Here is a 26,530-nt window from a genome sequence, read left to right as displayed (position 1 = left end):
ACCCTCGAACACCCGCGACGCACCCTGCGTCAAGCTGATCAACCCGGCCGCGACCGCCGCCAGCTGATCCGCCCGGTCCTTCGGAAACCCGTCCGAGAACGCAAGAGGCAACCCGTCGGCCGACACCACCACGGTGTGCGCCACACCCGGCACGTTGTTCACGAAGTCCGTGATCAACCAGTTGATGCCGCGTGCGGCCTGGCTCATTTCCCTCATCAGTCCTCCTTCTCACTGTCCTGGGCATCGGGCGTGCCCAGGGGCGCCGCCCCGGGATATCCCTGGTCCTCCCCGGCCTCCCCGCGGGCGACGGCCCGGCCCTGCCGGACGCCCTGCTGGAAGCTGGAGAGTCTGCTGCGCACCCGCTCGGGCGAGAGCACGGGCGGGGGCGGCGGCGGGGTGGCCGCCGCTGCCGCGGCGGGCTCCGCGGAAGGGGTGGGAGCCGTGGCCGAGCCGGGCACCAGGTTGGCCTTGGGCACCCGCTTGGGCAGGCCGGACGAGGTGACCCCGCCCAGGGCCGGCTCGCTGGCCGCCTTGGCCGCCTGCCAGCCGGCGTCCGCCGGGGACGACCAGCTCCTGGAGTCGGTGGCGGACTCATCGTTCGAGTCGTTCTTGTCCGCCGGGAGGTCGACCTTCTTGAACCAGTCCGACTCGACCGCGGCGAAGATCGGCAGGAACTCCTCCTCCGACTCCAGCGGCGAGGTCCGCACCACCGGCAGCGGGCCGGTGTTGTCGTCGCCTTCGAACGAGCCGCGACCGGTCCGTCCGGGCCAGCCCGCGCCGTCGTCCTGCGAGGCGCCGGGCCAGGAGCCGCCTCCCGGAGGGGGCAGGTGGCCGGGCCAGGGCGTGTCCACGGGGGCCTCGCCGACGTGACCCCGGCTGAACGGGTTGGTGTCGAAGGGACTGGCGTCGAACGGCCCCGAGTCGAAGGTCGTCGTCTCGAACGGGTCCCGCTCCGGCGCCGTCCTCTCGACCGGCGTCTTGTCGAAGGCCGCCCGGTCGAACGGCCCGGACTCGAACGGGCTGCGGGCGAAGGGGTCGGGCTGCCCGCCCTGACCGAAGCCGCCGGTGTCGAAGGGGTTGCGGGCGAAGGGATCGGACGGCTCGCCCGGCCGCCCCGCACCGCCCGCCTCGAAGGGGTTGCGCGCGAACGGGTCGGCGTCCGCGCCGCGGCCCGGCGGCGGCTCGAACGGGTTGCGGGCGAACGGGTCGGGGTCGAAGCCGACGGTCTCCCGCGGGAACGACTCGAAGGGCCCGCGCTCGAAGGGGTCCGCGCCGGGGGTGCCGACGCCGGGCGCGTCCGCGCCGAACACCGGGGTGCGCGGCGGGTTCTCGAACGGCGTCGGGCTGGCGAGGGCCGGCGCGTTGCCGAACATGGAAGCGCCGAACTGCGGCCCGGTTCCGACCACCGGCATCGGGCTGGTCAGCTCCGGCTGCGGCATGCCCGGCACGCCAGGGAACGCCGGGCCGGCGTTGGCCAGCAGCGCCTCGGGCAGCAGCACCATGGCCGTCAGGCCGCCGGTGTCCTGCTGGCGCAGCTGCACGCGGATGCCGTGGCGCAGCGCCAGGCGGCCGACCACGAACAGGCCCATGCGGCGGGACACCGACACGTCCACGACCGGCGGGTTGGCGAGCCGGTAGTTGGTCTGGGCCAGCTCCTCGGGCGTCATGCCGATGCCCTGGTCGCTGACGGAGATGATCAGGCCGCCGCCGTCGATGCGGTTGCTCGCCACCGTGACCTTGGTGTCGCGGGGCGAGAAGGAGATGGCGTTCTCCACCAGCTCGGCCACGAGGTGGACGACGTCGTTGACCGACTGGCCGACGACCGACGCTCCGGCCTGCACCTTGATGTCGACGCGCTCGTAGCCCTCGACCTCCGACAGCGAGGCGCGTACGACGTCGACGATGGGCACCGGCTGGCCCCAGCGGCGCGCGGGCTCCTGCCCGGCGAGAACCAGGAGGTTCTCACTGTTGCGGCGCATGCGGGTCGCCAGGTGGTCGAGCTTGAACAGGTTCCCGAGCCGCTGCTCGTCCTGCTCGCCCTGCTCCAGGCCGTCGATCAGGGACAGCTGGCGTTCCACCAGCGTCTGCGTGCGCCGCGACAGGTTCACGAACATCGCGTTGACGTTGCTCCGGAGCCGGGCCTCGTCGCCCGCCAGCCGGATCGCCTCGCGGTGGACCTCGTCGAAGGCCCGCGCGACTTCACCGATCTCGTCGCGGCCGACCACCTGGATCGGGGCGATGGGCGGGACCTCGGCGGCGTCGCCGGCCTCCCGCAGCTTCTGGACCGTGTCGGGGAGGCGGCTGCCGGCGATCTCCAGCGCCTCGGAGCGCAGCCGCCGCAGCGGGCGTACGAGCGAGCGGGCGACGCCGGTGGTGACGAGCAGAACCGCGATCAGCAGGAGGGCGACGGCGACGGCCACGATGATGGCCCGCTGCTGCTCGTCGTCCTTCAGCGTCTGGCTCCGGGCCACGATGGAGGAGGTCAGCTTCGCTTCGACGGTGCGCATCCGGTTGATGGGCTGCGACATCGCGTCGTACCAGAGGCGGGTGTCGTCGCGCACCGACAGGTCGAAGCCCTTGAGCGGGAAGCCCGCGTTGGCGCGGTCGAGCACCAGTGTGCGGATGAACTCCGCCTGGTCGACCTTGCCACCGGTGACCGCGTTGTCGTAGTCGGTGCGTTCCGCGGCGGTGGCGCTCTTGCGGAAGGCGCGCTGCTCGCTGTCCTGGGCGGACACGGCACCGAGGAAGTTCTGCAGCTGGGCCTGCTCGAAGCGGCCGTTGGGCAGCACCGTGGTCAGCAGACCACGCTGCACGGAGGCGCTCTCCTTCGCGCGGGCGAGCGCGGCCAGCGTGACGGACGAGGAGGCGAGCCGGTCGTCCTGCGTGCTCTTGGCCAGCTCGTCCTGCAGGGCCAGCAGGGTCTCGATGACGAGGGTGTACTGATCGAGCACGGCGCTCGGTTGCAGGTTCCCCTGCATGGCCTGGCTCCGCAGGACCTCCACGCCGTCGAGCTTGCCGATGATGTGGTCGATCTCGTCGGAGGCGCGGCTGCTCACCTTCGGCCTGACCTCGTTGGCCAGGTCGCGTACGGCGGTGGCCGCCTTGTTGGTGAGCAGGGTCTGCGCCTTGACCGCGGCGGTCGCCTTCGCCGGATGGCCGAGCGTGGCGTTCCAGGCGGCGCGGTCGCGTTCCGACTGCAGCTCGTGGGTGAGGCCCGCGACCTTGTCGACGAGTCGCGCCAGGTCACTGATCTGCTGATACTCGGCCGCCGTGTTCACCGACGTGACGACCCGCAGACCGCCGAGCAGCAGCGCCGCCGCGGTGGGGATGAGGATCAGCGCGACAAGCCTGAGCGCACGCGCCAGTTGCGCAGGAGAAAACGACTACCCTCGTCGGGCTCCTGCTCAGCCGGAACCCCGGTCCCGGGGCTCTCGTCGGTCCGGGGGTCTTGTGTCCTCACAGGCTTTGCAACCTCTCGCAGTATGTGCGCACAGGGGGAGTGTCTCAGCACGGATGTGGCTGGCGTGACGTGCGAGACGTCCTGCAGGCGAGGGTAATTGCAGCACACCGACACCAGGGAGGCCAACCGAACACCCGTGCACAAACAGCCTAGACAGGCATGTAGATGATGTTATTTGGTTAAATATCGGGTCAGCATCAATACCGAATTCTGCCCTGCCGGGTAGTCGCGGGTCCTGGAGACGAGGCCCCCGAAGGCAAAGAATGCCACCCCGGCGTCGCGCCCGGGCCGGACGCCGCGAGGGCGGCACCCACCTGGATGCCGCCCTCGTCGCCCCCGACCACAGGGCAAGGTTTTCCTGGAACACGCGCTGTCCCGGACTCAGTACTGTCTGCCGTACGCGGCCCGGACGGTGAGCACGTATTCGACCAGGCTGATGAGCGTGGACTTGACGGCTTCCCGCGAGCGCGCGTCCGTACGGACGACGGGGACGTGCGGAGGCAGCGACAGCGCCTCACGGACCTCGTCCTCCGAGTGGAGGAACTGGCCCTCCCAGCCGTTCATGGCGACCAGGAAGGGAAGCTGGGCCTCCTCGAAGTAGTCGATGGCCGGGAAGCAGTCGGCGAGCCGGCGGCTGTCGACGAGCACGACCGCACCGATGGCGCCGCGGACGAGGTCGTCCCACATGAACCAGAAGCGGTGCTGGCCCGGCGTGCCGAACAGATAGAGGATGAGGTCCTGGTCGAGCGAGAGCCGGCCGAAGTCCATGGCGACCGTGGTGGTCGTCTTGTTCGGCGTGAGCCCGAGGTCGTCGATGCCCGCACTGGCGTCGGTCATCACGGCCTCGGTCGTCAGCGGCAGGATCTCGGAGACGGCACCGACGAAGGTCGTCTTCCCGACGCCGAACCCACCCGCCACGACGATCTTCGTCGAGGTAAGACCACGGCTAGAGCCTGCGTAGTCCACTGAGCACCCTTTCGAGCAGGTTGAGGTCTGGCTGTCCCTGGTTCAGCTGCGGCATGTGCAGGCGGACCAGACCCTCGTCGGCCATGTCGGCGATGAGCACGCGGGCCACGCCGAGCGGGACCCGGAGCAGTGCCGAGATCTCCGCGACCGATCGTACGGAACGACATAGCATCATGATCGATTCCTGCTCTGGGCTGAGCAGAGAATAATCATTGCTCTTCAAGGTCACCGATGATACGAGGGTTTCCATCGCCATGTGGTAACGCGGCTCGGATCGGCCACCGGTGACGGCGTACGGACGGAACAGAGGCTCGTCCTCTGTCCCGTCACGATCACGCACGGCCCTCTCCTCTTGTCATCGCCGCGACGTCTGCAGCTCGGCGCGCAGCGCCGGAGTGAGCACCTGGCCCGCCCGTTCGACGAGCAGGGTCATCTGGTAGGCCACCAGGCCCATGTCGCAGTCCGGTGCGGCGAGCACGGCGAGGCAGGAGCCGTCACTGATCGCCATCACGAGCAGCAGTCCCCGCTGCATCTCGACGACGGTCTGCGTCACCGAGCCTCCCTCGAACACCCGCGAGGCGCCGACGGTGAGGCTGAGCAGGCCGGCGGCGACAGCCGCGAGCTGGTCGGCGCGGTCAGGCGGAAAGCCGTCCGATTGGGCCAGCCGCAGGCCATCCGACGACACCACCACCGCGTGCGCCACGCCAGGCGTGCTGCCGACGAACTCGGTGATCAGCCAGTCGAACCTGCGTGCTTCCACGCTCAGCTCAGTCACGAGCCCTCCTCCTCTTTACCCGACCCTTCGGCGAGCCCTCCGGACGTCTCGGCCCGGCCTCGCCTCACACCCTGCTGGAAGCTGGACAGGCGGCTGCGCACCGCCTCGGCCGAGACCGGGGGGCGCGGGGCCGCGGCGGCGGCGGGGCCGTCCGCGCCCACCGAACCCGGCACCAGGTTGGCCTTCGGCGTGCGCTTCGGCAAGCCCGCCGCGGTCACGCCGCCCAGCAGGGGGTCACGGGCGCTCGCCGCGGCCTGGAAGCCGCTGTCGGCCCGCGACCGCCACGCACCGGGGCTCCCGCCCTGCGCCTGCGGGGCGGCGGGCGCCGGGGCGGGAGCGGAACGCGGCACCCGCGCGATCTCCCCGGTGGTCTCCCCGGGCTTCTCTCCGGACATCTCTCCGGACCTCTCCGCCGGCTTGTCCGCGTCCGCGCCGGTCGGCGCCGCGGGCGCGGCCTGCGGGCCGGTGTCGGAGGGACGCCGGAACCACGCCGACTCGACCGAGGCGAAGATCGGCAGGAACTCCTCGCCCTGCTCCAGCGGCGACTCCTCCACCGACGGCAGCGGCCCCGCGGACGACGCGACGTCCTCGGACCCTCCCGCGGACGGCGCCGCGCCGGGGAAGGCGTTCGGCCCGGTGCTGGACGGGGAGAAGGCCGTCGGTCCCGTGCTCGACGTGGAACCCGGCTGAGGGAACGCCGTGGGTCCGGTGCTGGACGGGGAGAACGCGTTCGGGCCCGTGCTCGACGGCGAGAAGGCCGTCGGTCCCGTGCTCGACGTGGAACCCGGCTGAGGGAACGCCGTGGGTCCGGTGCTGGACGGGGAGAACGCGTTCGGGCCCGTGCTCGACGGCGAGAAGGCCGTGGGGCCCGTGGAGGCGCCCCGCCGCGGCAGCGCGTTCGGCCCGGTGGGCAGCGACGGCCACGAGTGCTCCGAGCGGTCGTCGCCGCTCCCGCTCGCCGCTCCGCTCTGCGATCCACTCAGGGATCCGCTCTGCGATCCGCTCAGCGACCCGCCGGGGGACCCGCTCCGGGGTCCGCTTTCGGAGAACGACGACGGCCACGACGACCCGGGCTGCTCGCCGAACGCCGGACGGGGCATGTCGCCCTCCGGCGCCCTCCCGGCGCGGCCCGGCATCGACTGCGGCCCCGTGTGCTCGCCGAACCCGCTCTCCCCGAACCCGCTCTCCCCGTAGGCGCTCTCTCCGTAGGCGCTCTCCGCGGGCGCGTCCACCGTCGGCGCGCCGAACGCGGCGAACCCGCCCGTGCCGCCGGCGCCGGCGCCGCTGAGCCCGTTCCCGCCGGGACCGTTCCCGCCGGCGGCCGAGGGCCTGCGGGCGCCGACGCCGCCCGCCGCGCCGTTGCCGGGGCTCCAGGGTTCGAACGAACCGCCCCCCGGCGCGGCGGGACCAAGCGGGTCCGGCTCGGCGAACGCCTGCCGCGCCGGCAGTCCTGACGCCGTCTGCCCGGCGGGTACGGAGGGACGCGGCATCATGGGCTGGTCGGCGTTGGAGATGAGCTGAGAGGGGAACAGCACCATCGCGATGACGCCCGCGCCGTCGCCCCGGCGCAGCTGCACGCGGATGCCGTGCCGCAACGCGAGGCGGCCGACCACGAACAGGCCCATCCGCCGGGACACCGAGACGTCGATCGTGGGCGGCTCGGCCAGGCGGCGGTTGATCTCCGCGAGCTCCTCCGGCGACATGCCGATGCCCGCGTCGGTGACGCCGAGCATCACGGCGCCGCCCTCGACGGGGCTGCTGGAGACGACCACCTTGGTGTTGCGCGGCGAGAAGGCGATGGCGTTCTCGACCAGCTCCGCGAGCAGGTGGACGACGTCGTTCGCGGCGTGCCCGGCGATCGCGATCGTCCGGGGGATCCGGACGACGACCCGCTCGTAGTCCTCGACCTCCGACAGCGAGGCGCGCACCACGTCGACCAGCCGGGCGGGCTGGCTCCGCTTGCGCGGCGGCTCGTGACCGGCGAGGACCAGGAGGTTCTCACTGTTGCGGCGCATGCGCGTGGCCAGGTGGTCCAGCTTGAAGAGGTCGGCCAGACGCCGGCCGTCCTCCTCGCCGCGCTCCAGGCCGTCGATCAGCGAGATCTGCCGCTCCACCAGCGTCTGCGTACGGCGGGAGAGGTTCACGAACATCGCGTTGACGTTGGCGCGCAGGCGGGACTCCTCGGCGGCCAGGCGCACGGCCTGCGTGTGGACCTCGTCGAAGGCCTGCGCCACCTCGCCGATCTCGTCGCTGCTGTCGACCGGGATCGGCTGCACGTGGGACTCGCGCTCGGGATCCTCGGACTCGCGCATCTGCCGGACGATGTCCGGCAGCCTCCGCCCCGCGATGTCCAGCGCCTCCGCCCGCAGGCGGCGCAGCGGCCGCACCATCGACCGCGCGATGAGCACGGTCGTGACGAGCACGAGCACGAGGAGCGCGAGGATCAGGCCACCGGCGATGAGGGCGTTGCGCTGCTCGACCGACTGCAGGTCGCGGGCGCGGCTCTGCACCAGCCCCGACACGCGGCCCTCGACGGCCGCCATCTGCTCGATCGCCTTCGTGCTGTCCTGGAACCACTGCTGGGCCGTCCTGTCCCTGCCCCGATAGCGGCTGAGGGACTGGTTCTGCAGGCCGAGCGTGAGCGCCCACGACTTGGTCAGCTCGCTGTTGACCACGTCCTTGTCGCCCAGAAGGGTGACCAGGCGGCTCGCCTCGGCCGCCGGGGCCTCGGTGTAGAACGTCGCCAGGGCGCTCTGCTGGCGCGACTGGGAGGCCAGGAAGTCCTGCAGCTCGAACGTGGTGAAGACCTGGTTGCGCTCCAGCAGCTCACGGGTGAGGGTGGCCCGCTGCACCGCCGACTCCTCCTTGGCGTGGGCCAGAGCGCTGAGGGCGCGGAGGTTGCCCAGGATCGCGGCGTTGTCGTCGTTGTTGCCCAGCTCGTCGTGCAGGCGCAGGACGTTGGCGATCACGGCGCTGTAGTCCTCCGGCGCACCGTTCTTGCGGATGCCCGTGAGGCTCGAGAGGCGGCTGGAGAGCTGCTGGGCCTGCTCCACCGCACGCGGGCCGTATTCCTCGTCGATGTCCTTGAGGTCGGCCTTCACCTGTGCGATGAGCGGGTCGACCGCCGCGCGCTGCTGGGCGCGGGTCACGACCGTCTCCCCGTCGATGTTGAACTTACGGCTGGTGTTGCCGCCCCAGACGAACAGGTCGCGTTCGAGAGCCAGCTGCTCGGCCAGATCCCGCAGGTGCACCGAGTATTCCGCCGCCGACCTGGTCCGCTGGTAGGCCGTCAGGCTGTCGATCGAACCCACGACGCGGACGCCGGCGAGGAGCACGGCCACGAGCGTCGGGGCGAGGATCAGCGCGGTCAGACGTGTGGGCACTCTCCAGTTGCGCGGCGAGAGACGACTCCGCCGCCTGCGGTTATCGGTATTCGACTGCTCCATGCTCACCGGCCCCGCCATCGTTCGGCCTGTCTTCACGCGTCTGGACAGCATGAAGTGACACAGCTGTATAAGCGGGGACAATTCGACCACAAGGTCACGATGGGGAGCGGCCCTACCCCTACCGCAGCACCCCAATTGTTACCAAGAGGTGAGGATCGTTACTTACGTCATCTGAGTGCCGCAAGCACATGCTCTCGCACCTGGATCCGCTGTTGCTCATCGAGAATGGGGCGGCCCGTACGATCCGCCACATAGAAGACATCCACCGCTTCTGCGCCCAGAGTCTCCACACGCGCGGCGCGTACGTCAAGGCCGCAGTCGCCGAACGCACGGCCGATCCGCCACAGCAGCCCGGGTCTGTCGTGCGCCCGCACCTCCACCACGCTGGCCGTCAGCGACGCGTCGTCCACCAGGGTGACCCGGGGCGGCGCGACCGGCACCCGGGACGGGCGCATCGACCTCGCCCGCCGGGCCAGGCGCTGCTCGATGTCGAGCCGGCCGGCCAGGACGAGGCGCAGATCGGCCTCCAGCGTCGCCGGGTCGGGCGGCGTGCCGTACTCGGGGACGACGACGAACTCGATGACCGCCGTCGACCCGGCCGACGCGGCGGAGGCGGAGCGGACCGCCATGCGGTGCGCCGCGAGCACCCCGGCCGCCCGCCACAGCAGGCCCGGCCGGTCGGGCGCGACCACGGTGACCGCGCTCCCGTTCACCCGCACCGCGCCGCCACCGTGCCGGGCGAGCGCCGCCTGCTCGGGGGAGAGCACCGGCGCGGGCATCGGAGGCGTGCCGGACAGCACCGACCGCACCCGCCGGACCAGGTCGGAGACCAGGGACGCCTTCCAGGAGTTCCACGCGGCCGGGCCGGTGGCGTTGCCGTCGGCCACCGCCAGCGCGGCCAGCAGTTCGAGCACCTCGCGGGACCCGATGGCCTCCGCGACCCTGGAGATGGTGACCGGGTCGTCCAGGTCGCGCCGGGTGGCGGTCTCCGGCAGCAGCAGGTGATGGCGCACCACGGTGGCGAGGACGTCCACGTCCGCCGGCGGCAGGCCCATGCGGGTGCCGATGTCCCTGGCCACGATCTCACCTGTGGTGGAGTGGTCGCCCGGCCAGCCCTTGCCGACGTCGTGCAGGAGCGCCGAGATCAGCAGCAGGTCGGGGCGGGACACCTCGCGGGTGAAGGCCGCGGCCCCGGCCGCGGTCTCGATGAGGTGCCGGTCCACGGTGTAGCGGTGCACGGGGTTGCGCTGGGGGCGGTGCCGCACACGCTCCCAGTCGGGGATGAGCTTCACGAGCACACCGGCCTGGTCGAGCTCCTCCCAGACCGGCACGGCCGCGCGCCCGGCGCCGAGCAGGGCGACCAGCGCGCCGCGCGCCTCCGGGGGCCATGGCACGGGCAGCGGCGGCGACTGCGCGGCGAGCGCGCCGACCGTCGCGGGCGCGAGCGGCAGCCCGGCCTCGGCGGCGGCCGCGGCGGCGCGCAGCACGAGCGTGGGGTCGGTGCGGGGGTTGACGCCGCGGGCCAGCACGACCTCGCCGCCGTGCTCCACCACACCGTCGGCGAGCGGCCTGCGGCCCCGGGGAGCGGGACCGGTGAGCAGCCGGTCGACCGTCCGCCAGGTGGCGTCGAACGCGTGGGAAATGGTGCGGCCCGCCTCGGCCAGGCGGCGCATCAGCGCCTCGGCGTCCAGCAGGCCCAGTGTGCCCGCGACCGCGTCCTGCTCCTGGAGCACCAGGCGGTCGGTGCCGCGCGCGGTGACGAGGTGCAGCCCGTGCCTGATGTCCAGCAGCAGCTCGTACGCCTCCCGGACCCGCGGGCCGGGGGCCGAGGCGACCCAGGCGGCGGCCACGGCCTGCATCGCCTGCACGTCGCGCAGCCCGCCCCTGGAGTCCTTGAGGTCCGGTTCGAGCAGGAAGGCCAGCTCGCCGCCGACCTCGGCGCGCTTGTCGGCCGCCGCGCGCAGCTCGGCCAGCCTGCGCCGGGAGTCGGCCCGCCACTCGGCGAGCACGGCCTCCCGCACGGATCTCGTCAGCTCGGGGTCCCCCACCACGTGGCGCGCCTGGATAAGGCCCAGCACGGCCTTGAGGTCCTCCCTGGCGACCTTCACCGCCTCGTCCACCGTACGGACCGAGTGGTCGAGGCCGATCCCGGAGTCCCAGATGGGATACCAGATGCGGTCGGCGATCCTCGCCACATCGTCGCGGCCGTCGTGCAGCAGGACCAGGTCGAGGTCGCTGCCCGGGGCGAGCTCGCTCCGCCCCAGGCTGCCGACCGCGACGAGGGCGACCCCGCTGATCCCGTTGGGAGCGGCCCCGCTGTGTCCGATTCCAGTGGGGCCGCTCCCGTGGGAGGCGGCGGGGCCGCGCTCGTCGGGGAAGCCGCCCTTCCCTCCCGATCCGCCCTCCCGCGCGTACGGCCGCGTGGCCGCCGTGCGGAACAGATCGGTGAGCCATCTGTCGATGTCCGCGGCCCTGTCCTTGCGGACCGCGGCGAACGAGCGCGCCTCCCCTCTCATCATCCGGTTACAGCGCCTCCGGCCCGCGCTCCCCGGTGCGGACCCGGACGACGGTGTCCACGGGGACCGACCAGACCTTGCCGTCGCCGATCTTGCCGGTCTGGGCCGCCTTGACGATGACGTCGATGACGTCCTCGGCGTCATCCTCCTCGGCGAGGACCTCGACCCGGACCTTGGGCACCAGGTCGACCTGGTACTCGGCGCCGCGGTAGACCTCGGTGTGGCCGCGCTGGCGGCCGTAGCCGCTGGCCTCCGAGACGGTCATCCCCTTGATGCCGGACTGCTCCAGGGCGGCCTTCACGTCGTCCAGTTTGAACGGCTTGATGACTGCGGTGATGAGTTTCATGCGTCGACCTTCTTCGCAGGCGCGGGCACGGGCCCGTTGACTGAGGCCACTCCCGAGGAGTGGACGGTGCCGAGGTCGTACCCGGTCTCGGCGTGGGTCGTGATGTCGATGCCGGTGACCTCGTCCTCCTGGTTGATCCGGAAGCCCATCGTCTTGTCGATGATCTTTCCGATGACATACGCCATGATGAAGGAGTAGAGGCCCACCGCGACAGGACCGAGGGCCTGCACGCCGAGCTGGGAAAGCGGGCCGCCGTAGATGAGGCCCTCGTTCTGGCCGTCCGCGAAGGGGTAGCGGGCGATGATGCCGAGGGAGACCGCGCCGATCGCGCCGCCGACCAGGTGCACGCCGACCACGTCGAGCGAGTCGTCGAAGCCGAGACGATACTTCAGGCCGACCGCGTACGCGCAGACCGCGCCGGCGACGAGGCCGAGTACGAGCGCCGCCCACGGGTCGATGAAGCCACAGGCGGGGGTGATGGCGACGAGGCCGGCGACGGCGCCGGAGGCGACGCCGAGGGTGGTGGAGTGGCCGTCGCGCAGCTTCTCCACCAGGATCCAGGCGCCGGCGGCGGCGGCCGTGGCGACCTGGGTGTTCATGAAGGCGAGGCCGGCGGTGCCGTCGACGGCGAGCTCGGAGCCCGCGTTGAAGCCGAACCAGCCGAACCACAGCAGGCCCACGCCGAGCAGGACCAGGGTCAGATTGTGCGGCCGCATCGGGTCCTTGCGCCACCCGGTGCGCTTGCCGAGCACCAGCGCCAGCGCGAGACCGGCGGCACCGGCGTTCACGTGGACGACCGTGCCTCCGGCGAAGTCCTCGATGCCGAGGTTCGCCAGCCAGCCGCCGCCCCAGACCCAGTGGGCCACGGGGAAGTAGACGATCGTCGCCCAGGCGAGGCCGAAGACGACCCACGCGCCGAACTTCGCGCGGTCGGCGATGGCGCCGCTGATGAGGGCCACGGTGATGATCGCGAAGGTGAGCTGGAAGGCCGAGAACACCAGGCTCGGCATACCGGTGCCGTCGTCCGCGGTGGGCGTGTCGATGAGGCTCTGCAGGCCGAGGGCGTCTCCCCCGCCCACGAGCTTGTTGATGAAGTTGTCACCGTCGCCGAAGGCGTCGAAGGCCAGCGAGTGGCCGTACAAGACCCAGGCGAGGGTGATGGTGATGATGCTGACGAACGACATCATCATCATGTTCAGGACGCTCTTCGCCCTGGTCATGCCCCCGTAGAAGAACGCGAGCCCGGGCGTCATCAGCAGCACCAGAGCGGTGGCTGTGATCATCCAGGCGGTGGTGCCGGTATCGATCTTCACCGACGCGGCCCTCCTTACATTTGGCGTGTGGCCGTTATCACTCCCGCAGTGACTTCCTCCCGGGCAACCTCGGCCGGCTGGCGCACTGACGTTGGCGACAGCGTGTTCTTCCGCCGTTTCAGCCCACGACCATGTGTGTTTCACATGTGTGAAACTCGCCACCACCGTGTTTCGGGCCGGTTTCGGACGTGCTGGGAACGACAAAACGCGCACCCGGAACGGATGCGCGTCGTCGGCCCTCCACTCGGGCCGACGCGACGGCCGACGCGACGGCCGCGAAGCGGCCGAGGGCTGCGTTCTATGCGTGCCCGTCCACGTCCGACGCCGCGGCGACGACCGATGAGACGCCTCCCCCGCCCCTGACCGATCTGCCGTCCTCGGCGTCGAATGCCCTGTTCACAGCAGTTCTCTGGCCGAGTCGTAGACCTTGCCCGGCGCGGCCATCAGCCGGCGGAGCTCGGTCTCGGTGAGACCGGCGGTGATCTTGTCTTCCAGGCTGCGGCGCTCGGCCTCGACCGGCTCCCGAAGCGCTCGGCCCGCGTCGGTCAGCCAGAGCCGCACGAGCCTGCTGTCACGTCGCGACGGCGGACGAGCAGCCCGGTGGCGCTCATCCGGGTGGCCATCGTCCGCGCCCCCGCCCGCGCGGCCGGCTTGCCCGCGAGCGCCGAGCGCGTGCCCGGCGACCTGGACGAGCCCTCGACGCTCGCTCCCGCCTTCGACGGCGTCGACCGGGTCTTCCTGCTCACCCCGGGCATCTGCGTGGACCAGGCCGCGAACGCCGTCACCGCCGCGCGCACCGGCCACGATCCTGCGTTCCGGCGGTTTCATGACCAATGTCCTGGAATGGGGGCCGCCCATCAGGAAGGAGGGGGTCGTCCTCGACGCGATCGGGCCGGGCCGGTCCGCGCCGATCGATCCGGCCGGCATCGCGGCCGTCGCCGCCCTCGTGCTGACCGAGAACGGCCATGAAGGCCAGACCTACACCCTCACCGGTGACGAGACATTCACCATCGCCGAGCAGGTCGCGACCATCGCCGCCACCATCGGCCGTCGCATAGAGGTCCGTGCGGCGGCCACCCCCGAGGAGATCGTCCGGTCCCGCTACCCCGACGGCGCGCCGAAGCCCCTTGCCGACGCGATCCTCGAAGCCGCGGCGCTCATGCGCGCGGACACGGACGGAGTCCGCACCGGCACCGTGCACCACCTGCTCGGCCGCCGCCCCCGGACCTTCTCCGACTGGTGCGCCCGGAACGCTCACGCACTGCGGCTCGGCGGCGAAGCCGAGTAGAGGAGGCCGGCGGGCGGGGCGCGCCCCCTCTCCGCATGACGAACCGACGACGCTCACGGACGACCGCGGACGCCGGCCTTCGTCACCCGGGCGAGACCCCGGCCGAGGGCGGACCGCCGGTCAGGCGGCGCTGGCCATCTTGCGCAGCCGCACCAGCGCGTCGCGCTCGATGCGCCGGGCCCGGTCACGCCCGATGCCGTAGCGCTCTCCCACCTCGGTGAGGGTGTGCTCGCGGCCGTCCACCAGGCCGTAGCGCCAGCGCAGCATCTCGCGCATCTGGCCCTCCAGGCCGGTCAGCCACTCCTCAAGGCGCTCCTTCTCCAGCGTGGCCATGGCCTGCTGCTCGGGGTCCGCCCACGTCTCGTCGGCGATCATGTCGCCGAGCTCGGTCTCGTCCTCGTCGCCCACACCGAGCTGGAGGGAGACCGGGTCGGAGGCCCAGCGGCGCAGCTCCTGCACCCGCTCGATCGGCAGGTCGAGCACCTCGGCGAGGTCGGCGTCGGTCGGCTCCGCGTCGGACTCCGCCAGCATGTCCCTGCGCACCCGCATGAGCCGCGTCATCTGCTCGCCCGCGTGGGTGGGCAGCCGCACCGGCCGCGCCTGCTCGTGGATCGAGCGGCCCACCGACTGCCTGATCCACCACGTGGCGTAGGTCGAGAACTTGTATCCCCGGCGATAGTCGAACTTCTCCACGGCGCGGACCAGACCGAGGTTGCCCTCCTGCACAAGATCGATCAGCGGCATTCCCCGTCCGGAGTATTTCCTCGCGACCGCGACCACGAGACGCAGATTCGCCTGGATGAATTCGTCCTTCGCCCGCCGCCCCGAGATCGCGATGCGCTCCAGCTCCTCGTCGGTCGCGTTCGCGATCTTCGGCTCGGGCCGCCCGCTGTCGAGCAGCTGCTCGGCGAACAACCCCGCCTCGATGCGCTTGGCCAGCTCGACCTCCTGCTCCGCGGTCAGCAAGGGGACGCGGCCGATCTCGGCCAGATATGTCCCGAGCAGATCCCGGTCAGAGATGTGCTGTTCCTGCGTCCGATTCCCCGTCGCCATCCGATGGCACCTCGTTCCGCCGCCGCGATATGCAATATGTGAGCCGGTGAGCCGGACGTGTCCGCCCCGTTCGGCACGGTCCCCGGCTTCCTGCTTCTGACCCGGACAACGGCCGGTCCATGGCAAAGATTCCCCAAACGGATACGACCGGGGAATGGTTTCGTTTTCCTCCCTGAGGAGGATGCGCGGCCGGGAAGAAAGGCGTTTACCCAGTTTGCGGGGGTCTAAACGAGGCGACGCCCCATTTGCCACACCTGCGCCACCAGCGGCACTCCGGGCCGGTAGGCGAGGTGGACGTACGACGGCGCCTCCAGGATGACGAGGTCCGCGCGGGCGCCGGCGCACAGGGTGCCCACGTCGGTGCGCCGCAGCGCCCGCGCCCCGCCGCGGGTGGCCGCCCGCACGGCCTCGAGCGGCGTCATGCCCATCTCGCGTACGGCCAGGGCGACACAGAACGGCATCGAGGTGGTGAACGAGGAGCCCGGGTTGCAGTCGGTCGCCAGGGCCACCGTGACGCCCGCGTCGAGCAGCCGCCGCGCGTCCGGGTAGGGCGACCTGGTGGAGAACTCCGCGCCCGGCAGCAGGGTGGCGACCACCCCGGAGGCGGCCAGCGCGTCCACGTCGGCGTCGGTGAGATGGGTGCAGTGGTCGGCGGAGGCCGCCCCCATCTCGCAGGCCAGCCGCACGCCCGGCCCCGGTCCGAGCTGGTTGGCGTGGACCCTGAGCTGCAGCCCGGCCTTGCGGCCCGCCGCGAGCACCTCCCTGCTGTGCTCCTCGCCGAACGCGCCGCGCTCGCAGAACACGTCCACCCACTTGGCGTACGGCGCGCACGCTTCCAGCATCGGGCCGGTCACGAGCCGGACGTAGTCGTCGGCGCACGTCTCCGGCGGCACGACGTGCGCCCCGAGGAACGTGGTCTCCTCGGTGAACTGGCAGGCGATCTCCAGGCTGCGGCGCTCGTCGTCCACGGTCAGGCCGTAGCCGCTCTTGATCTCGAACGTCGTGGTGCCCTGCATGGTCATCTCGGAGACCAGCAGCGCGGTCGTGGACACCAGCTCGGGGATGGTGGCCCGGCGGGTGGCGGCGACGGTCGAGCGGATGCCGCCGGCGGTGTAGGGCTGTCCGGCCATCCGCGCGGCGAACTCCTCGGTGCGGTCGCCGGCGAACACCAGGTGCGCGTGGCTGTCCACGAACCCCGGGACGACCGCGCGTCCCTCCACGTCGACCTGCTCGTCGGCGGCCGGGGCGTCGGCGGACCGGCCGATCCACCTGATCACGCCGTTCTCCGCCACCAGCGCGGCGTCCTGGATCTCCTCCCGCTCGGGGTCCGCCGTGTACAGCGATCCGATCCCCGTGAAAACGACTGATGTCATGCCGCTCGGCCCCACGTTTCCTGATCCTCGCCACCCCGCGAACGGCGCAAACCTCACCGGTTGAGCGGGGCGAGCGCGTCGCCCAGCAGCGCGCCGACGTCACCGAGCACGTGCCGTCCGTCCTCCACGATCCGCCGCCCGCCCGCCACCACCGAGTAGACGTCGGCGGAGGTGGCGGCGAACACCACCGCCTCCACCGCCGTCGCCTTCGTGGCTCCGGCCGTACGGACCGAGTCGAGCCGGACGGAGACGAGGTCGGCCCAGGCCCCGGGCACCAGGCACCCGGCGTCGGGGAAGCCCAGCGACGCCTGCCCGACGGCGGTCGCGGCGTTCAGGAGCTGCTCGGCGTGCCAGTGCCCGCGCTCGCCGGTGACCAGCCGCTCGTCCAGCTCCACCGCCCTGGCCTCCTCGAACAGGTCGATGACCGCCTGGCTGTCGCTGCCGAGCGTGACGGGCGATCCGGCGTCCAGCAGCCTGCGGGCGGGGCCGACGCCGTCGGCGAGGTCGCGCTCGGTGGTGGGGCACATGCACACGTGGGTGGTGGAGCCGCCGAGCAGCGCCACGTCCACGTCGGACAGGTGGGTGGCGTGCACCGCGGTCGAGCGCGGTCCGAGCACACCGTGCTCGTGCAGCACCTGCACCGGCGTGGCCGAGTAGAGCTCGACGCACGCCTCGTTCTCCGCCGGCTGCTCGGAGACGTGCGCGTGCAGCGGCGCGGTGTGCCGGTGGGCGAAGTCGACGACCACGGGCATCTGCTCGGGCGGCACCGCGCGCACGGAGTGGATGGCCGCGCCGATCTCCACGTCCTCCTCGCCCTCGTGCGCCCGGGCGAGGTCGTCGGCCCTGGCCGCCCATCGATCGGCGTCCCCGTCGCCGAAGCGCATCTGGGTGCCGGTGAGGGCGTCGCCGATGCCGCCGGTCAGATAACAGGTGTCGAGCAGGGTGATGCGCAGCCCGGCCCTCCTGGCCGCCTCGACCAGCACGTGGCCCATCGCGTTCGGGTCGGCGTACGGCCGGCCCCCGGGGGCGTGGTGCAGGTAGTGGAACTCGGCCACGGTGGTGATCCCCGCGAGCGCCATCTCGGCGTACGTCGCGGTGGCCAGGGCGAGGTAGCTGTCCGGGTCGAGCGCCTCGGCGACCGCGTACATCCGCTCGCGCCAGGTCCAGAAGCTGCCGCGGCCGGTCTGGGTGTGGCCGCGCAGGGCCCGGTGGAAGGCGTGGGAGTGACAGTTGGCCAGGCCGGGCAGGGTGATCCCGGCCAGCCGTACGGCTCCGGGGGGAGGCGCCGCCTCGGGCCTGACCTCGACGATGCGGCGGCCCTCGACGCCGACGACCACACTCTGCACGATCTCGCCGGGCGGCAGCCACGCCATCTCGCACCAGTAAGTCACGTGCACCGGTCCTCCAGATGGGCGGCATGGCGGTGATGCCACTGTAATGAACATCCGTCCCCCGCGCCTCGGGGGGGCGTCAGCGGGTCGGTCCCCCAGCCGGCCGCACGGTGATCTCGGTGACGTGGGCGTCGGGCGTCGCCGTCAGCGCGGCCAGCACGGCCCGCGCCACCGATTCCGGCTCCAGGTATTTTCCCGGCTCGTACGGCCCTCCTTCCTGGGCCCGGATGCGTCTTTGCATGTCCGTGTTCACCCGCCCGGGGAAGATCGCGGTGACCCGGACGCCGTTGGCGTGCTCCTCCTCGCGCAGTGTGTCGCCGAACGCGCGCAGGGCGAACTTGCTCGCGGCGTAGGCGCCCCAGTTGGCGTTGGCCCGCTGCCCGGCCCCCGAGTTGATCAGCACGACGTGCCCGCGTGCCGCCCGCAGCGCGGGCAGCAGCAGCCGGGTCAGCTCGGCGACCGCGACGACGTTGACCTCCAGCAGCCGCCGCCACTCGCGGGCGGGGGTGTCGGCCAGGGGCCCGACGCTGGCGACGCCCGCGCTGTGGACCAGCAGGTCGAGCCGGTCGATCCCCTCCACGTCCGCAGGGGTGAGCTCGGTCAGCTCCACCGCCCAGGGGCGGGCGGCGGGCAGTTCCGCGCACAGCGCGTCGAGCGCCGTGCCGTCCCGGCCGCCCAAAAAGAGGTCGTAGTCGGAGGCGAGGGCACGGGCGATCGCCGCCCCCACGCCCCGCGAGGCGCCGGTGATCAGAGCCGTGGGTCGCATGGACCTCACCTTAGAGCGCCGCGCGGATCTTGCCGCACACCGCGTGCCGGGTTTCTCCGCCGAAAGTGATCATTGAGCGCGGGACCGGGTAGCGGGTGAAGCATGGCGGGGCGCCCCGGCATGACCGGGACGCCCCGCCTCCGACCCGGGTCACCGGACGCGCCCGCACGCGCGATGGCACCGGCAACCGGGCGGTGGTGAAGGAGAGGTTACGCACCACCGACCTTCCCGGTCTCCGGTCGAAAGAAGCTGTGGCCCGGTGTAAGGGCTGCTCACGGCTTCGCCATCGGCGTCTGCGGAGATCACGGGCGCCGGCCGGGCGGAGATCGCCGGGCGCCGGTCAGGACGAGACGAGGAACTGCGTGGCGGCCAGCTCGCGGTAGAGCTCGTCGGCCGAGACCAGCTCGTCGTGGGTGCCCCAGGCCCGCACGCGGCCGGCCTCCATCACCACGATCCGGTCGGCGCCGGTCACGGTGGACAGGCGGTGGGCGATCACCAGGACCGTCGTCTCGCGCGCCACCTCCGCCACGACCTCCCGCAGCCGCATCTCGTTGACCGCGTCGAGCTGGGAGGTCGCCTCGTCCAGGAGCAGCAGCCTGGGTTTGCGCAGCAGCGCCCTGGCGATGGCGACCCGCTGCCGCTCGCCGCCCGACAGCAGCACGCCGCGATGGCCGACCGGCGTCTCCAGTCCCTCGGGCAGCCGCGCGACCAGGTCGTCCAGGCGCGTACGGGCGAGGGCGCGGGCGACCTCCTCGTCGGTCGCTCCGGGCGCGCCGAAGACGAGGTTCTCCCGCAACGTCCCCGCGAGCACGGGGGCGTCCTGCTCGACGTAGCCGAGCATGGCCCGCAGCTCGCCGAGCGGCCAGTCGCGGATGTCGCGCCCGCCGACGGTGATCGTCCCCTCCTGCGGCTCGTAGAACCGCTCGACGAGGCCGAACACCGTCGACTTGCCCGCGCCCGAAGGGCCGACCAGCGCGGTCATGCCGCCGGCCGGCACCTCGAACGTCACGCCCTGGTGGACCACCGGCCGGTCGTCGCCGTAGCGGAAGACGACCTCGGAGAACGTCACCCCGACCGGCTCGCCCCCCGCCCGCGCCGCCGGGGCCGCGGGCTCGGTGCGCAGCGTGGTGATCTCCTGGATGCGGGTCACCGCGGCCAGGCCGTTCTGGATCTGCGTGAGGCTCTGCACGATCTGGCCGATCGGGGAGACCAGGTAGAACAGGTACATGAGGAACGCGATCAGGGTGGAGATCTCCATCTCCCCCGAGGCGACCCGGGCGCCGCCGACCCCCAGCACCGCGAGGAACGCGAGCTGGATCGACATCCACGCGCCGATCCCGGCCAGCGAGGTCCACGCGGCGGCGGCCACGCCCCGGTCGCGCGCCTCGGCGGCGGCCGTGCCCACCGCCGCGATCTCCCGCGTCTCCGCGCCGCTGGCCTTGACCGTACGGAACGCCTGGAGGGCGCGGTCGAGCATCGAGCCCATCTCGCCGAGCGCCACCTGCGCCTGAAGGGACGCGCGGCGGATGCGCGGGGCGATGACCACGCCCAGGAGCCCGACCAGCGCGACGACGGCGAGCGTGACGACCAGCAGCAGGCCGTCCATGATCGCCATCATCACGGCGGCGCCCAGGAACGTGAACACCGAGCCGACCAGCGAGGCCAGCGCGTCCGTGCACACGGCCCGCAGCAGAGTGGTGTCGGAGCTCACCCGCGACAGCAGGTCGCCGGGCTTGAGCCGGTCGACGTCGGAGACCGTGAGCCGCAGGATGCGGTCGACCAGGCCCCGGCGCGAGTCGAGCACGATGGTCTCGCCCATCCGCTCCAGCAGGAACCGCCCGGCCGCCGAGATCAGCGCCCCGGCCAGGACCGCGGCCGACAGCCCGAGCACGGGGCCCGCCAGCGCGCCGCCCGCGCCGAACGTGTCGATCACCCGCTTGGCCATGACCGGCATGGCGAGCCCGGTGAGGCTGCCGACGAGGCTGAGCAGGCCGCCCAGCAGCAGCACCCGCCGGTGGGGCCGCACCTGGTCGAGCAGCAGCCGCCAGGCGGCGCGCTCCCCCAGCGACGCCTTCGGCCGTGGCGCGGGCCGTCCTCCGTCAGGGCCGTCGCCCTCCGTCCCCATGGAGCCCCCTCCGCGAGCACTGCGCACGGACCGGGCGCGCCGACCCTGTGCCCGGGCCCTGCGCAGCCTGTGCGCGATCTGCCGGAGACCCTAATTCACCGGAAACGCCGGTGCGCGCGGGGATTTCGGCCTCGTGGATCAGTCCAGGCCGGGGACGTCCAGGTCGAACTCGGCGTCGCCGTCGTCGACGCGGCGCAGTTTGATGTCCTCCGCCCAGGCGTACGCGAAGCGGCGTACGGCGGCGACGCCCTCCTCGTCCAGGCCGCCGAACGCCTCGTCGGCAAGCAGGTCGACGGTCTCCAGCCGCTCGACCAGGTCCTCGACCCGCCACTCGTCGTCGTAGCGCGCGCCGAGCCGTTCGAGCAGGCGGAAGGAGTAGAGGCCGGACACCGAGGCCACGTCGGCGAAGTCGCGCGGCAGGCCGCGGTCCTGCAGGGCGCGGACCTTGAGCCCCACGGCGTCGTCCAGGCCGAGCACCCGGCAGGGGCCGATGTCGGCGGGCCGGTCGCGCAGCGGCTCGCGGAGCAGGGCGACCTCGCACGACTGGCCGGTGATCTCGTCGGTGACGACGACGCGGCCGATGCGGGCGCCGGCCTCGCACACCTCGGCCGACAGGCCGGTGCTCCCGAACGCCTCGGCCAGTGCCCGGCCGGCCTCCTCCAGCGGCGCCTCGGCACCGGTGGCGAAGGTGAGGTCGTCGACCGGCCTCGACGTGCACCCGTGCGCCAGCAGCGCGTAGCCGCCGGCGAGCAGCAGGCCGTAGCGGTCGAGGACCGGCCGCGCGTCCTCGATGAGGCGCAGGTGGAACGGGGGCGCCGGGAAGGCGCAAGACGCGGTCACCACATCAGTATCGCCCGCGCACCCACCGTGATGATCCCTCATCCCGGCACTCCATAGGTCAGGCGGATGTGCCGGGTGGTGTCCATGATCGCGTACCAGGTGAGGCACAGGTCGGCCTCGGCCTCCTCCGCGCGTGCCTCCGCCGCCATGAGGCGATCCCCCGTCAGCAGCGCCGCCTCCCTTTTGAGCTGTGCCGCCATCCGCTGGAACACGAACCGCTCGCGAGACTCCATTACCGCCCCTCCCGCCCCCCAACAGTTCTTACCTGGGGTGAAATACCCACAGAACCGGCCGAAATGCTCTTCCTGTGAGCGGCATCGGCGGTTCGTCAGTGGGCGCGCGGCCGGCCCGACCGCCAGGGACGCCCGGGGTGCTCCGCCCCCTGACGGGGACGGGGGGACACGACCCGCCGCCGGAGGTGCCGGTCGGGCAGCGCGGGCGCGGGCAGGTCGTGGCGGCCGGAGACGAACTCCTGCACCGCGATCTTCGCCCGGATGACCGGGCGGCGCCAGCGATCCTCCCGGTGGACCGCCTTGGCCATCAGGCGCGGCCGGGGCCTCCGGGCCCGGTCCGAGTAGCACCAGCGGGCCCAGGGCGAGCCGGGACGGGCCACCCGCACCGCCCCCACGTACAGCAGCGGCGGCACGAACAGGCCCAGCAGGCCGCTCCAGATCTTCCCCTTGAGCAGGGTGATCACGGCGAAGACGAGGTTGACGAAGAGGAAGACGAGAGCCGTCCAGTGGCCGCCGTCCGCGCCGTTCCAGGCGAGCGGGCGCAGCCCGAGCAGCAGCAGGCCGGTGGCGGCGATCGCCACGAAGACCGCGTCGACGGAGGTGCGGCCCTCCTCCTGCCAGTAGACGTCGCGCAGGTGCAGGATCAGCGCGAACTCGTCGAGCACGAGGGCGGCGCCCACGCCGAACACGGCCGCGGAGAACGAGTACCACCCCGTGGACACGTCCGACAGGACCAGCCCGGCCACCCCGCCGAGCAGCGTGAGCACCACGCCGAACACCACGTGGTGGATGTGCATCTCGCCCACGCTGACGTTGCCGAGCCACCGCACCCGTGCCCTGATCAGCCGTACGTTCACCCGCGTGAAGACGAACGCCGTGATCAGCGCGACGAAGAAGCAGAACAGCGGCAGGCGGTGCGCCTCGATAATGCGTTCGTGAAACCAGCTGGACATCAAGCGATCCCCCGGCCTCCGATGGTACGGCGCGGAGGAAGTGGTCAGGCGAGAAAGCCGCGCAGCAGGGCCGCCGTGCCCTCCAGGTGCTCGGCCACCGCCCGTTCGGCCGCCTCGGGGTCGCCGTCCAGGATCGCGGCGGCGATGGCGGCGTGCTGCACCGCGGCGTGCTCGATGTTGGGCCGCAGCACGGGGATCGCGTTGAGCAGGTCGGTGACCCGCAGCCGGGCGTCGGCGCACGCGGCGGCCAGCAGCGGCGAGCCGCTCAGCTCCGCGATCGCCAGGTGGAACGCGATGTCCATCCTGCGATAGTCGGCCGGCGCCGCGTCGTTCACCCCGGCCAGCCGGGCGGCGAGCGTCTCCCGCTGCCCGGGGGACAGCTCGGCGGTCGCGAGCACCCGGGCCGCGCCGCACTCGACGGCCAACCGGAACGTCAGGGCGTCTTCGAGGTCGTCCTCTCCCATGCGGGTGACGGCCCTGCGCAGGTCGCCCTTGCGCGGGCTCGGCGGCTGGTAGACGACGAAGGCCCCGCCATACCGGCCACGCCGTACGTCGAGATAGCCGGCCTCCTGCAGCGCGCGGATCGCCTCGCGCAGCGTGACCCTGCTGATGCCGAGCCGGGAGGCCAGCTCGCGCTCCGCCGGGAGCTTCTCGCCATAGGGGACGACGCCGAGCTTGATGGCCTGGAGCAGGCGCTCGACGGTCTCCTCGAACGCGTTGCCCGCCCGCACGGGCCGCAGCAGCGACACCGCGCCGGTGATCCCCACGACCGCGTCCCGGGACGCGGGCTCGGCCGGGGTCCGGGAACGGGAGACGGACGCCTCCGCCGGGGTGATCTCCATGCGCATCGTCCCTCCACCCGTCACAGCGGGTCCCCCGTCCCTGTGATCGAGGTTAATCCCCTCGGGCATTGTTGACGACGAGGGGAACATGGTGCTTGCATGCCCTCAATGGTCTGATTCCAGACTTTTGGACGGGAGGCACCGTGCTCAGCGTGGATCGACTCCGCGATGACGTCGAAGCGGGCCGCGTGGACACGGTCCTGCTCGCGGTCACCGACATGCAGGGGCGGCTGCAGGGCAAGCGGCTTTCGGCGCGGTACTTCCTGGAGGAGGTGCTGAGCCACGCCGCGGAGGGCTGCAACTACCTGCTCGCGGTGGACGTCGACATGAACACCGTGGACGGCTACGCGATGTCGTCCTGGGAGCGCGGCTACGGCGACTTCGTCATGCGGCCCGACCTGTCGACGCTGCGCCGCGTGCCCTGGCACGAGGGCACCGTGCTGCTGCTCGCCGACCTGGTGTGGGAGGACGGCGCCGACGTCGTGGCCTCCCCCCGGCAGATCCTGCGCCGCCAGCTCGCCCGGCTCGCCGAACGCGGCTGGACCGCGTACGTCGGCACCGAGCTGGAGTTCGTCGTCTACGACGACAGCTACGAGCAGGCCTGGCAGCGGGGCTACCGCGACCTGACCCCGGCCAACCTCTACAACGTCGACTACTCGCTGCTCGGCACCTCCCGCATCGAACCGCTGCTGCGCAAGATCAGGCTCGGCATGGAGGGCGCCGGGCTGTACGTCGAGTCGGCCAAGGGCGAGTGCAACCTCGGCCAGCACGAGATCGCCTTCCGGTTCGCCGACGCGCTGACCACCTGCGACAACCACGTGTTCTACAAGAACGGCGCCAAGGAGATCGCCGCCCAGGACGGCAGGTCGATCACCTTCATGGCCAAGCCGAACCAGCGCGAGGGCAACTCCTGCCACATCCACATCTCCCTGCGCGACGCCGACGGCACCCCCGTGATGGCGGGCGGCGAGCCGTACGGGCTGTCGGAGACCGGGCGGCGGTTCATCGCCGGTCAGCTCGCGGCGATGCGCGAGCTGACCCTGCTCTACGCGCCCAACATCAACTCCTACAAGCGGTTCGTGCCCGGCAGCTTCGCGCCCACGGCCGTCAAGTGGGGCGTGGACAACCGCACCTGCTCGCTGCGGCTGGTCGGCCACGGCCCCTCGCTGCGGATCGAGAACCGGGTGCCGGGCGGCGACGTGAATCCCTACCTGGCGGTCGCCGCCATGATCGCGGCGGGGCTGTGCGGCATCGACGACGGGCTGGAGCTGGAGGAGCCGTTCACCGGCAACGCGTACGATTCCGGGGCCGAGCGGGTGCCCGCCACGCTCCGCGACGCCCTGGCGCTGTGGGAGGGGTCGCCGACCGCCGAGGAGGCGTTCGGCAAGGACGTGGTCGCGCACTACGCCAACAACGCGCGGGTCGAGCTGGCCGCCTTCGACGCGGCGGTCACCGACTGGGAGCTCTATCGGGGGTTCGAACGGCTGTGAAGATAGTCAATCCGGCGACCGAAGACGTGGTCGCCGAGGTCGAGATGGCGGACGCCGCCGAGGTGGACCGGGCGGTCGAGCGGGCCGTACGGGCCTTCCCGGCGTGGCGGGCGGTCGCCCCGGGCGAGCGGGCCCGGCTGCTGCGCCGCTTCGCGCAGGTCGTGGAGGACCACGCGGAGGAGCTGGCGCGGCTGGAGATCGCCAACGCCGGGCACACGATCGGCAACGCCCGCTGGGAGGCGGGCAACGTCCGCGACGTGCTGAACTTCTACGCGGGCGCGCCCGAGCGCGATCACGGCAAGCAGATCCCGGTGCCGGGCGGGGTGGACGTCACGTTCGCCGAGCCGCTGGGCGTGGTCGGGGTCATCGTGCCGTGGAACTTCCCGATGGTCATCATGACCTGGGGAGTCGCCCCGGCCCTGGCCGCCGGCAACACGGTGATCGTCAAGCCGGCCGAGTGGACGCCGCTGACCGCGCTGCGGCTGGCCGAGCTCGCCCTGGAGGCCGGGCTGCCCGAGGACGTGCTGCAGGTCGTGCCCGGCGAGGGTGAGGTGGCCGGCGCCCGGCTCGTCGAGCACCCGGACGTCCGGAAGATCGTGTTCACCGGCTCGACGGAGGTCGGCAAACTGATCGGCGCCAAGGCCGCCGAGCAGGTCAAGCGGGTGACGCTGGAGCTGGGCGGCAAGAGCGCCAACATCGTCTTCGCCGACGCCGACCTCGCCCGGGCGGCGGAGTCCGCCCCGATGGCGGTCTTCGACAACTCCGGTCAGGACTGCTGCGCCCGCTCGCGCATCCTGGTGGAGCGTTCCGTCTACGACGACTTCCTCGCACGGCTCGCCGAGGCGGTGCGCGCGGTGCGGGTCGGCGACCCGAACGACCCGGCGACCCAGATGGGCCCGCTGATCAGCGCCGAGCACCGGGAGCGCGTCGCGTCGTTCGTCACCCGGGCCGACGTGTACGCCGCCGGGTCGTGCCCGGCGGGCCCCGGCTTCTGGTTCCCGCCGACCGTGCTTGCCGGGTCGTCCTCGGAGTCCTTCCGCAGGGCGTTCACCGAGGAGATCTTCGGGCCCGTGGTGTCGGTCGTGCCGTTCGAGGACGAGGCCGACGCCGTGCGGATCGCCAACGACACGGCGTACGGCCTGTCGGGGTCGATCTGGACCCGCGACGTCGGCCGGGCGCTGCGCGTGGCGCGGGCCGTCGAAGCGGGCAACCTGTCGGTGAACTCGCACTCCAGCGTCCGCTACTGGACCCCGTTCGGCGGCTTCAAGCAGTCGGGCCTCGGCCGGGAGCTCGGCCCGGACGCCCTGTCGGCCTTCACCGAGACCAAGAACGTCTTCATCTCGACGGAGTAGAT

Annotated in this window: 23 protein-coding genes; 3 read left to right on the top strand and 20 right to left on the bottom strand. The window is 72.2% G+C overall.

Annotation, left to right across the window (positions count from 1 at the left end; all coding sequences use genetic code 11):
- The 11 genes from FLX08_RS12870 to FLX08_RS12825 form a co-directional block, all read right to left on the bottom strand.
- The coding region (locus FLX08_RS12870; protein WP_142619053.1) for a roadblock/LC7 domain-containing protein at nucleotides 1–216 on the bottom strand (216 nt) is incomplete at its 3' end.
- Nucleotides 216–3,278 carry a sensor histidine kinase gene (locus FLX08_RS12865; RefSeq protein WP_142619052.1) on the bottom strand — a complete coding sequence of 1,021 codons (3,063 nt, stop codon included), beginning with the start codon at nucleotides 3,276–3,278 and terminating at the stop codon, nucleotides 216–218. The genes FLX08_RS12870 and FLX08_RS12865, both read right to left, overlap by 1 nt.
- A gap of 563 nt (nucleotides 3,279–3,841) precedes the next feature.
- Nucleotides 3,842–4,378: a GTP-binding protein gene (locus FLX08_RS12860; protein WP_244312598.1), complete on the bottom strand. Its 537-nt coding sequence runs from the start codon at nucleotides 4,376–4,378 to the stop codon at nucleotides 3,842–3,844.
- 28 nt (nucleotides 4,379–4,406) lie between these two features.
- On the bottom strand, nucleotides 4,407–4,766 hold the full coding sequence (locus FLX08_RS12855; protein ID WP_030510865.1) for a DUF742 domain-containing protein: 360 nt from the start codon (nucleotides 4,764–4,766) through the stop codon (nucleotides 4,407–4,409).
- Between the two features lie 15 nt (nucleotides 4,767–4,781).
- Entirely contained in the window at nucleotides 4,782–5,201 is a 420-nt protein-coding gene (locus FLX08_RS12850; protein WP_036327223.1) for a roadblock/LC7 domain-containing protein, read from the bottom strand.
- Nucleotides 5,198–8,584 carry a nitrate- and nitrite sensing domain-containing protein gene (locus FLX08_RS12845; RefSeq protein ID WP_167530388.1) on the bottom strand — a complete coding sequence of 1,129 codons (3,387 nt, stop codon included), beginning with the start codon at nucleotides 8,582–8,584 and terminating at the stop codon, nucleotides 5,198–5,200. The genes FLX08_RS12850 and FLX08_RS12845 overlap by 4 nt, the downstream gene beginning before the upstream one ends.
- Before the next feature lie 230 nt (nucleotides 8,585–8,814).
- Nucleotides 8,815–11,166, bottom strand: a complete 2,352-nt coding sequence (locus tag FLX08_RS12840) for a [protein-PII] uridylyltransferase (protein WP_244312597.1) — start codon at nucleotides 11,164–11,166, stop codon at nucleotides 8,815–8,817.
- A 4-nt stretch (nucleotides 11,167–11,170) separates the two neighbouring features.
- A complete protein-coding gene (locus FLX08_RS12835) occupies nucleotides 11,171–11,509 on the bottom strand; it encodes a P-II family nitrogen regulator (RefSeq protein ID WP_142619049.1) in 339 nt (112 codons plus the stop codon).
- A complete protein-coding gene (locus FLX08_RS12830; protein ID WP_142619048.1) occupies nucleotides 11,506–12,822 on the bottom strand; it encodes an ammonium transporter in 1,317 nt (438 codons plus the stop codon). The genes FLX08_RS12835 and FLX08_RS12830 overlap by 4 nt, the downstream gene beginning before the upstream one ends.
- A 396-nt stretch (nucleotides 12,823–13,218) precedes the next feature.
- On the bottom strand, nucleotides 13,219–13,383 hold the full coding sequence (locus FLX08_RS40565; RefSeq protein WP_167530387.1) for a hypothetical protein: 165 nt from the start codon (nucleotides 13,381–13,383) through the stop codon (nucleotides 13,219–13,221).
- Nucleotides 13,368–13,619 (bottom strand): hypothetical protein, encoded by a 252-nt coding sequence (locus FLX08_RS12825; protein ID WP_142619047.1) that lies wholly within the window; start codon nucleotides 13,617–13,619, stop codon nucleotides 13,368–13,370. Before FLX08_RS12825 ends, FLX08_RS40565 begins: the two co-directional genes overlap by 16 nt.
- A 29-nt stretch (nucleotides 13,620–13,648) precedes the next feature.
- Here FLX08_RS12825 and FLX08_RS12820 point away from each other — a divergent pair, with 29 nt between their 5' ends.
- Nucleotides 13,649–14,110 carry a Rossmann-fold NAD(P)-binding domain-containing protein gene (locus tag FLX08_RS12820; protein WP_142619046.1) on the top strand — a complete coding sequence of 154 codons (462 nt, stop codon included), beginning with the start codon at nucleotides 13,649–13,651 and terminating at the stop codon, nucleotides 14,108–14,110.
- A 120-nt stretch (nucleotides 14,111–14,230) separates the two neighbouring features.
- On the opposite strand, the gene FLX08_RS12815 is transcribed toward FLX08_RS12820, so the two are convergent.
- The 9 genes from FLX08_RS12815 to FLX08_RS12775 all read right to left on the bottom strand — a co-directional run bounded on the left by FLX08_RS12815 (nucleotide 14,231) and on the right by FLX08_RS12775 (nucleotide 23,692).
- Complete coding sequence (locus tag FLX08_RS12815) at nucleotides 14,231–15,163, bottom strand: sigma-70 family RNA polymerase sigma factor (RefSeq protein ID WP_142619045.1); 933 nt, start codon at nucleotides 15,161–15,163, stop codon at nucleotides 14,231–14,233.
- A 224-nt stretch (nucleotides 15,164–15,387) separates the two neighbouring features.
- The gene (gene hutI / locus FLX08_RS12810) at nucleotides 15,388–16,536 is read right to left on the bottom strand and encodes an imidazolonepropionase (protein ID WP_142619044.1); all 1,149 of its coding nucleotides are present in this window, start codon (nucleotides 16,534–16,536) and stop codon (nucleotides 15,388–15,390) included.
- 53 nt (nucleotides 16,537–16,589) lie between these two features.
- Nucleotides 16,590–17,933, bottom strand: coding sequence for a formimidoylglutamate deiminase (locus tag FLX08_RS12805; protein ID WP_244312596.1), 1,344 nt, complete (start codon nucleotides 17,931–17,933; stop codon nucleotides 16,590–16,592).
- Nucleotides 17,934–18,006: 73 nt separating this feature from the next.
- Complete coding sequence (locus FLX08_RS12800) at nucleotides 18,007–18,693, bottom strand: SDR family oxidoreductase (protein WP_142619042.1); 687 nt, start codon at nucleotides 18,691–18,693, stop codon at nucleotides 18,007–18,009.
- A gap of 340 nt (nucleotides 18,694–19,033) precedes the next feature.
- Nucleotides 19,034–20,818, bottom strand: a complete 1,785-nt coding sequence (locus tag FLX08_RS12795; protein ID WP_142619041.1) for an ABC transporter ATP-binding protein — start codon at nucleotides 20,816–20,818, stop codon at nucleotides 19,034–19,036.
- Between the two features lie 138 nt (nucleotides 20,819–20,956).
- A complete protein-coding gene (locus tag FLX08_RS12790; RefSeq protein WP_244312595.1) occupies nucleotides 20,957–21,658 on the bottom strand; it encodes a hypothetical protein in 702 nt (233 codons plus the stop codon).
- Nucleotides 21,659–21,696: 38 nt separating this feature from the next.
- The gene (locus FLX08_RS12785) at nucleotides 21,697–21,891 is read right to left on the bottom strand and encodes a hypothetical protein (protein ID WP_142619040.1); all 195 of its coding nucleotides are present in this window, start codon (nucleotides 21,889–21,891) and stop codon (nucleotides 21,697–21,699) included.
- 95 nt (nucleotides 21,892–21,986) lie between these two features.
- Nucleotides 21,987–22,844, bottom strand: a complete 858-nt coding sequence (locus FLX08_RS12780; RefSeq protein WP_244312594.1) for a hypothetical protein — start codon at nucleotides 22,842–22,844, stop codon at nucleotides 21,987–21,989.
- A 44-nt stretch (nucleotides 22,845–22,888) separates the two neighbouring features.
- On the bottom strand, nucleotides 22,889–23,692 hold the full coding sequence (locus FLX08_RS12775) for a FadR/GntR family transcriptional regulator (RefSeq protein ID WP_244312593.1): 804 nt from the start codon (nucleotides 23,690–23,692) through the stop codon (nucleotides 22,889–22,891).
- 146 nt (nucleotides 23,693–23,838) lie between these two features.
- Between FLX08_RS12775 and FLX08_RS12770 the strand changes: the two genes are divergently transcribed.
- Nucleotides 23,839–25,176 (top strand): glutamine synthetase family protein, encoded by a 1,338-nt coding sequence (locus FLX08_RS12770; RefSeq protein WP_280117096.1) that lies wholly within the window; start codon nucleotides 23,839–23,841, stop codon nucleotides 25,174–25,176.
- Nucleotides 25,143–26,528 carry an aldehyde dehydrogenase family protein gene (locus FLX08_RS12765; RefSeq protein ID WP_425280623.1) on the top strand — a complete coding sequence of 462 codons (1,386 nt, stop codon included), beginning with the start codon at nucleotides 25,143–25,145 and terminating at the stop codon, nucleotides 26,526–26,528. The genes FLX08_RS12770 and FLX08_RS12765 overlap by 34 nt, the downstream gene beginning before the upstream one ends.
- Nucleotides 26,529–26,530 lie beyond the last annotated feature (2 nt).

It is taken from the genome of Microbispora hainanensis (genome assembly GCF_006874475.1).
GTDB lineage: Bacteria > Actinomycetota > Actinomycetes > Streptosporangiales > Streptosporangiaceae > Microbispora > Microbispora hainanensis.
This window is presented reverse-complemented; position numbering and strand designations above follow the sequence as displayed.

Coding starts and splice junctions, on each gene's coding strand:
- FLX08_RS12840 (WP_244312597.1), bottom strand. CDS start 11,166: ATGATGAGAGGGGAGGCGCGCTCGTTCGCCGCGGTCCGCAAGGACAGG.
- FLX08_RS12835 (WP_142619049.1), bottom strand. CDS start 11,509: ATGAAACTCATCACCGCAGTCATCAAGCCGTTCAAACTGGACGACGTG.
- FLX08_RS12820 (WP_142619046.1), top strand. CDS start 13,649: ATGACCAATGTCCTGGAATGGGGGCCGCCCATCAGGAAGGAGGGGGTC.
- FLX08_RS12815 (WP_142619045.1), bottom strand. CDS start 15,163: ATGGCGACGGGGAATCGGACGCAGGAACAGCACATCTCTGACCGGGAT.
- hutI (WP_142619044.1), bottom strand. CDS start 16,536: ATGACATCAGTCGTTTTCACGGGGATCGGATCGCTGTACACGGCGGAC.
- FLX08_RS12800 (WP_142619042.1), bottom strand. CDS start 18,693: ATGCGACCCACGGCTCTGATCACCGGCGCCTCGCGGGGCGTGGGGGCG.
- FLX08_RS12795 (WP_142619041.1), bottom strand. CDS start 20,818: ATGGGGACGGAGGGCGACGGCCCTGACGGAGGACGGCCCGCGCCACGG.
- FLX08_RS12785 (WP_142619040.1), bottom strand. CDS start 21,891: ATGGAGTCTCGCGAGCGGTTCGTGTTCCAGCGGATGGCGGCACAGCTC.
- FLX08_RS12780 (WP_244312594.1), bottom strand. CDS start 22,844: ATGTCCAGCTGGTTTCACGAACGCATTATCGAGGCGCACCGCCTGCCG.
- FLX08_RS12775 (WP_244312593.1), bottom strand. CDS start 23,692: ATGCGCATGGAGATCACCCCGGCGGAGGCGTCCGTCTCCCGTTCCCGG.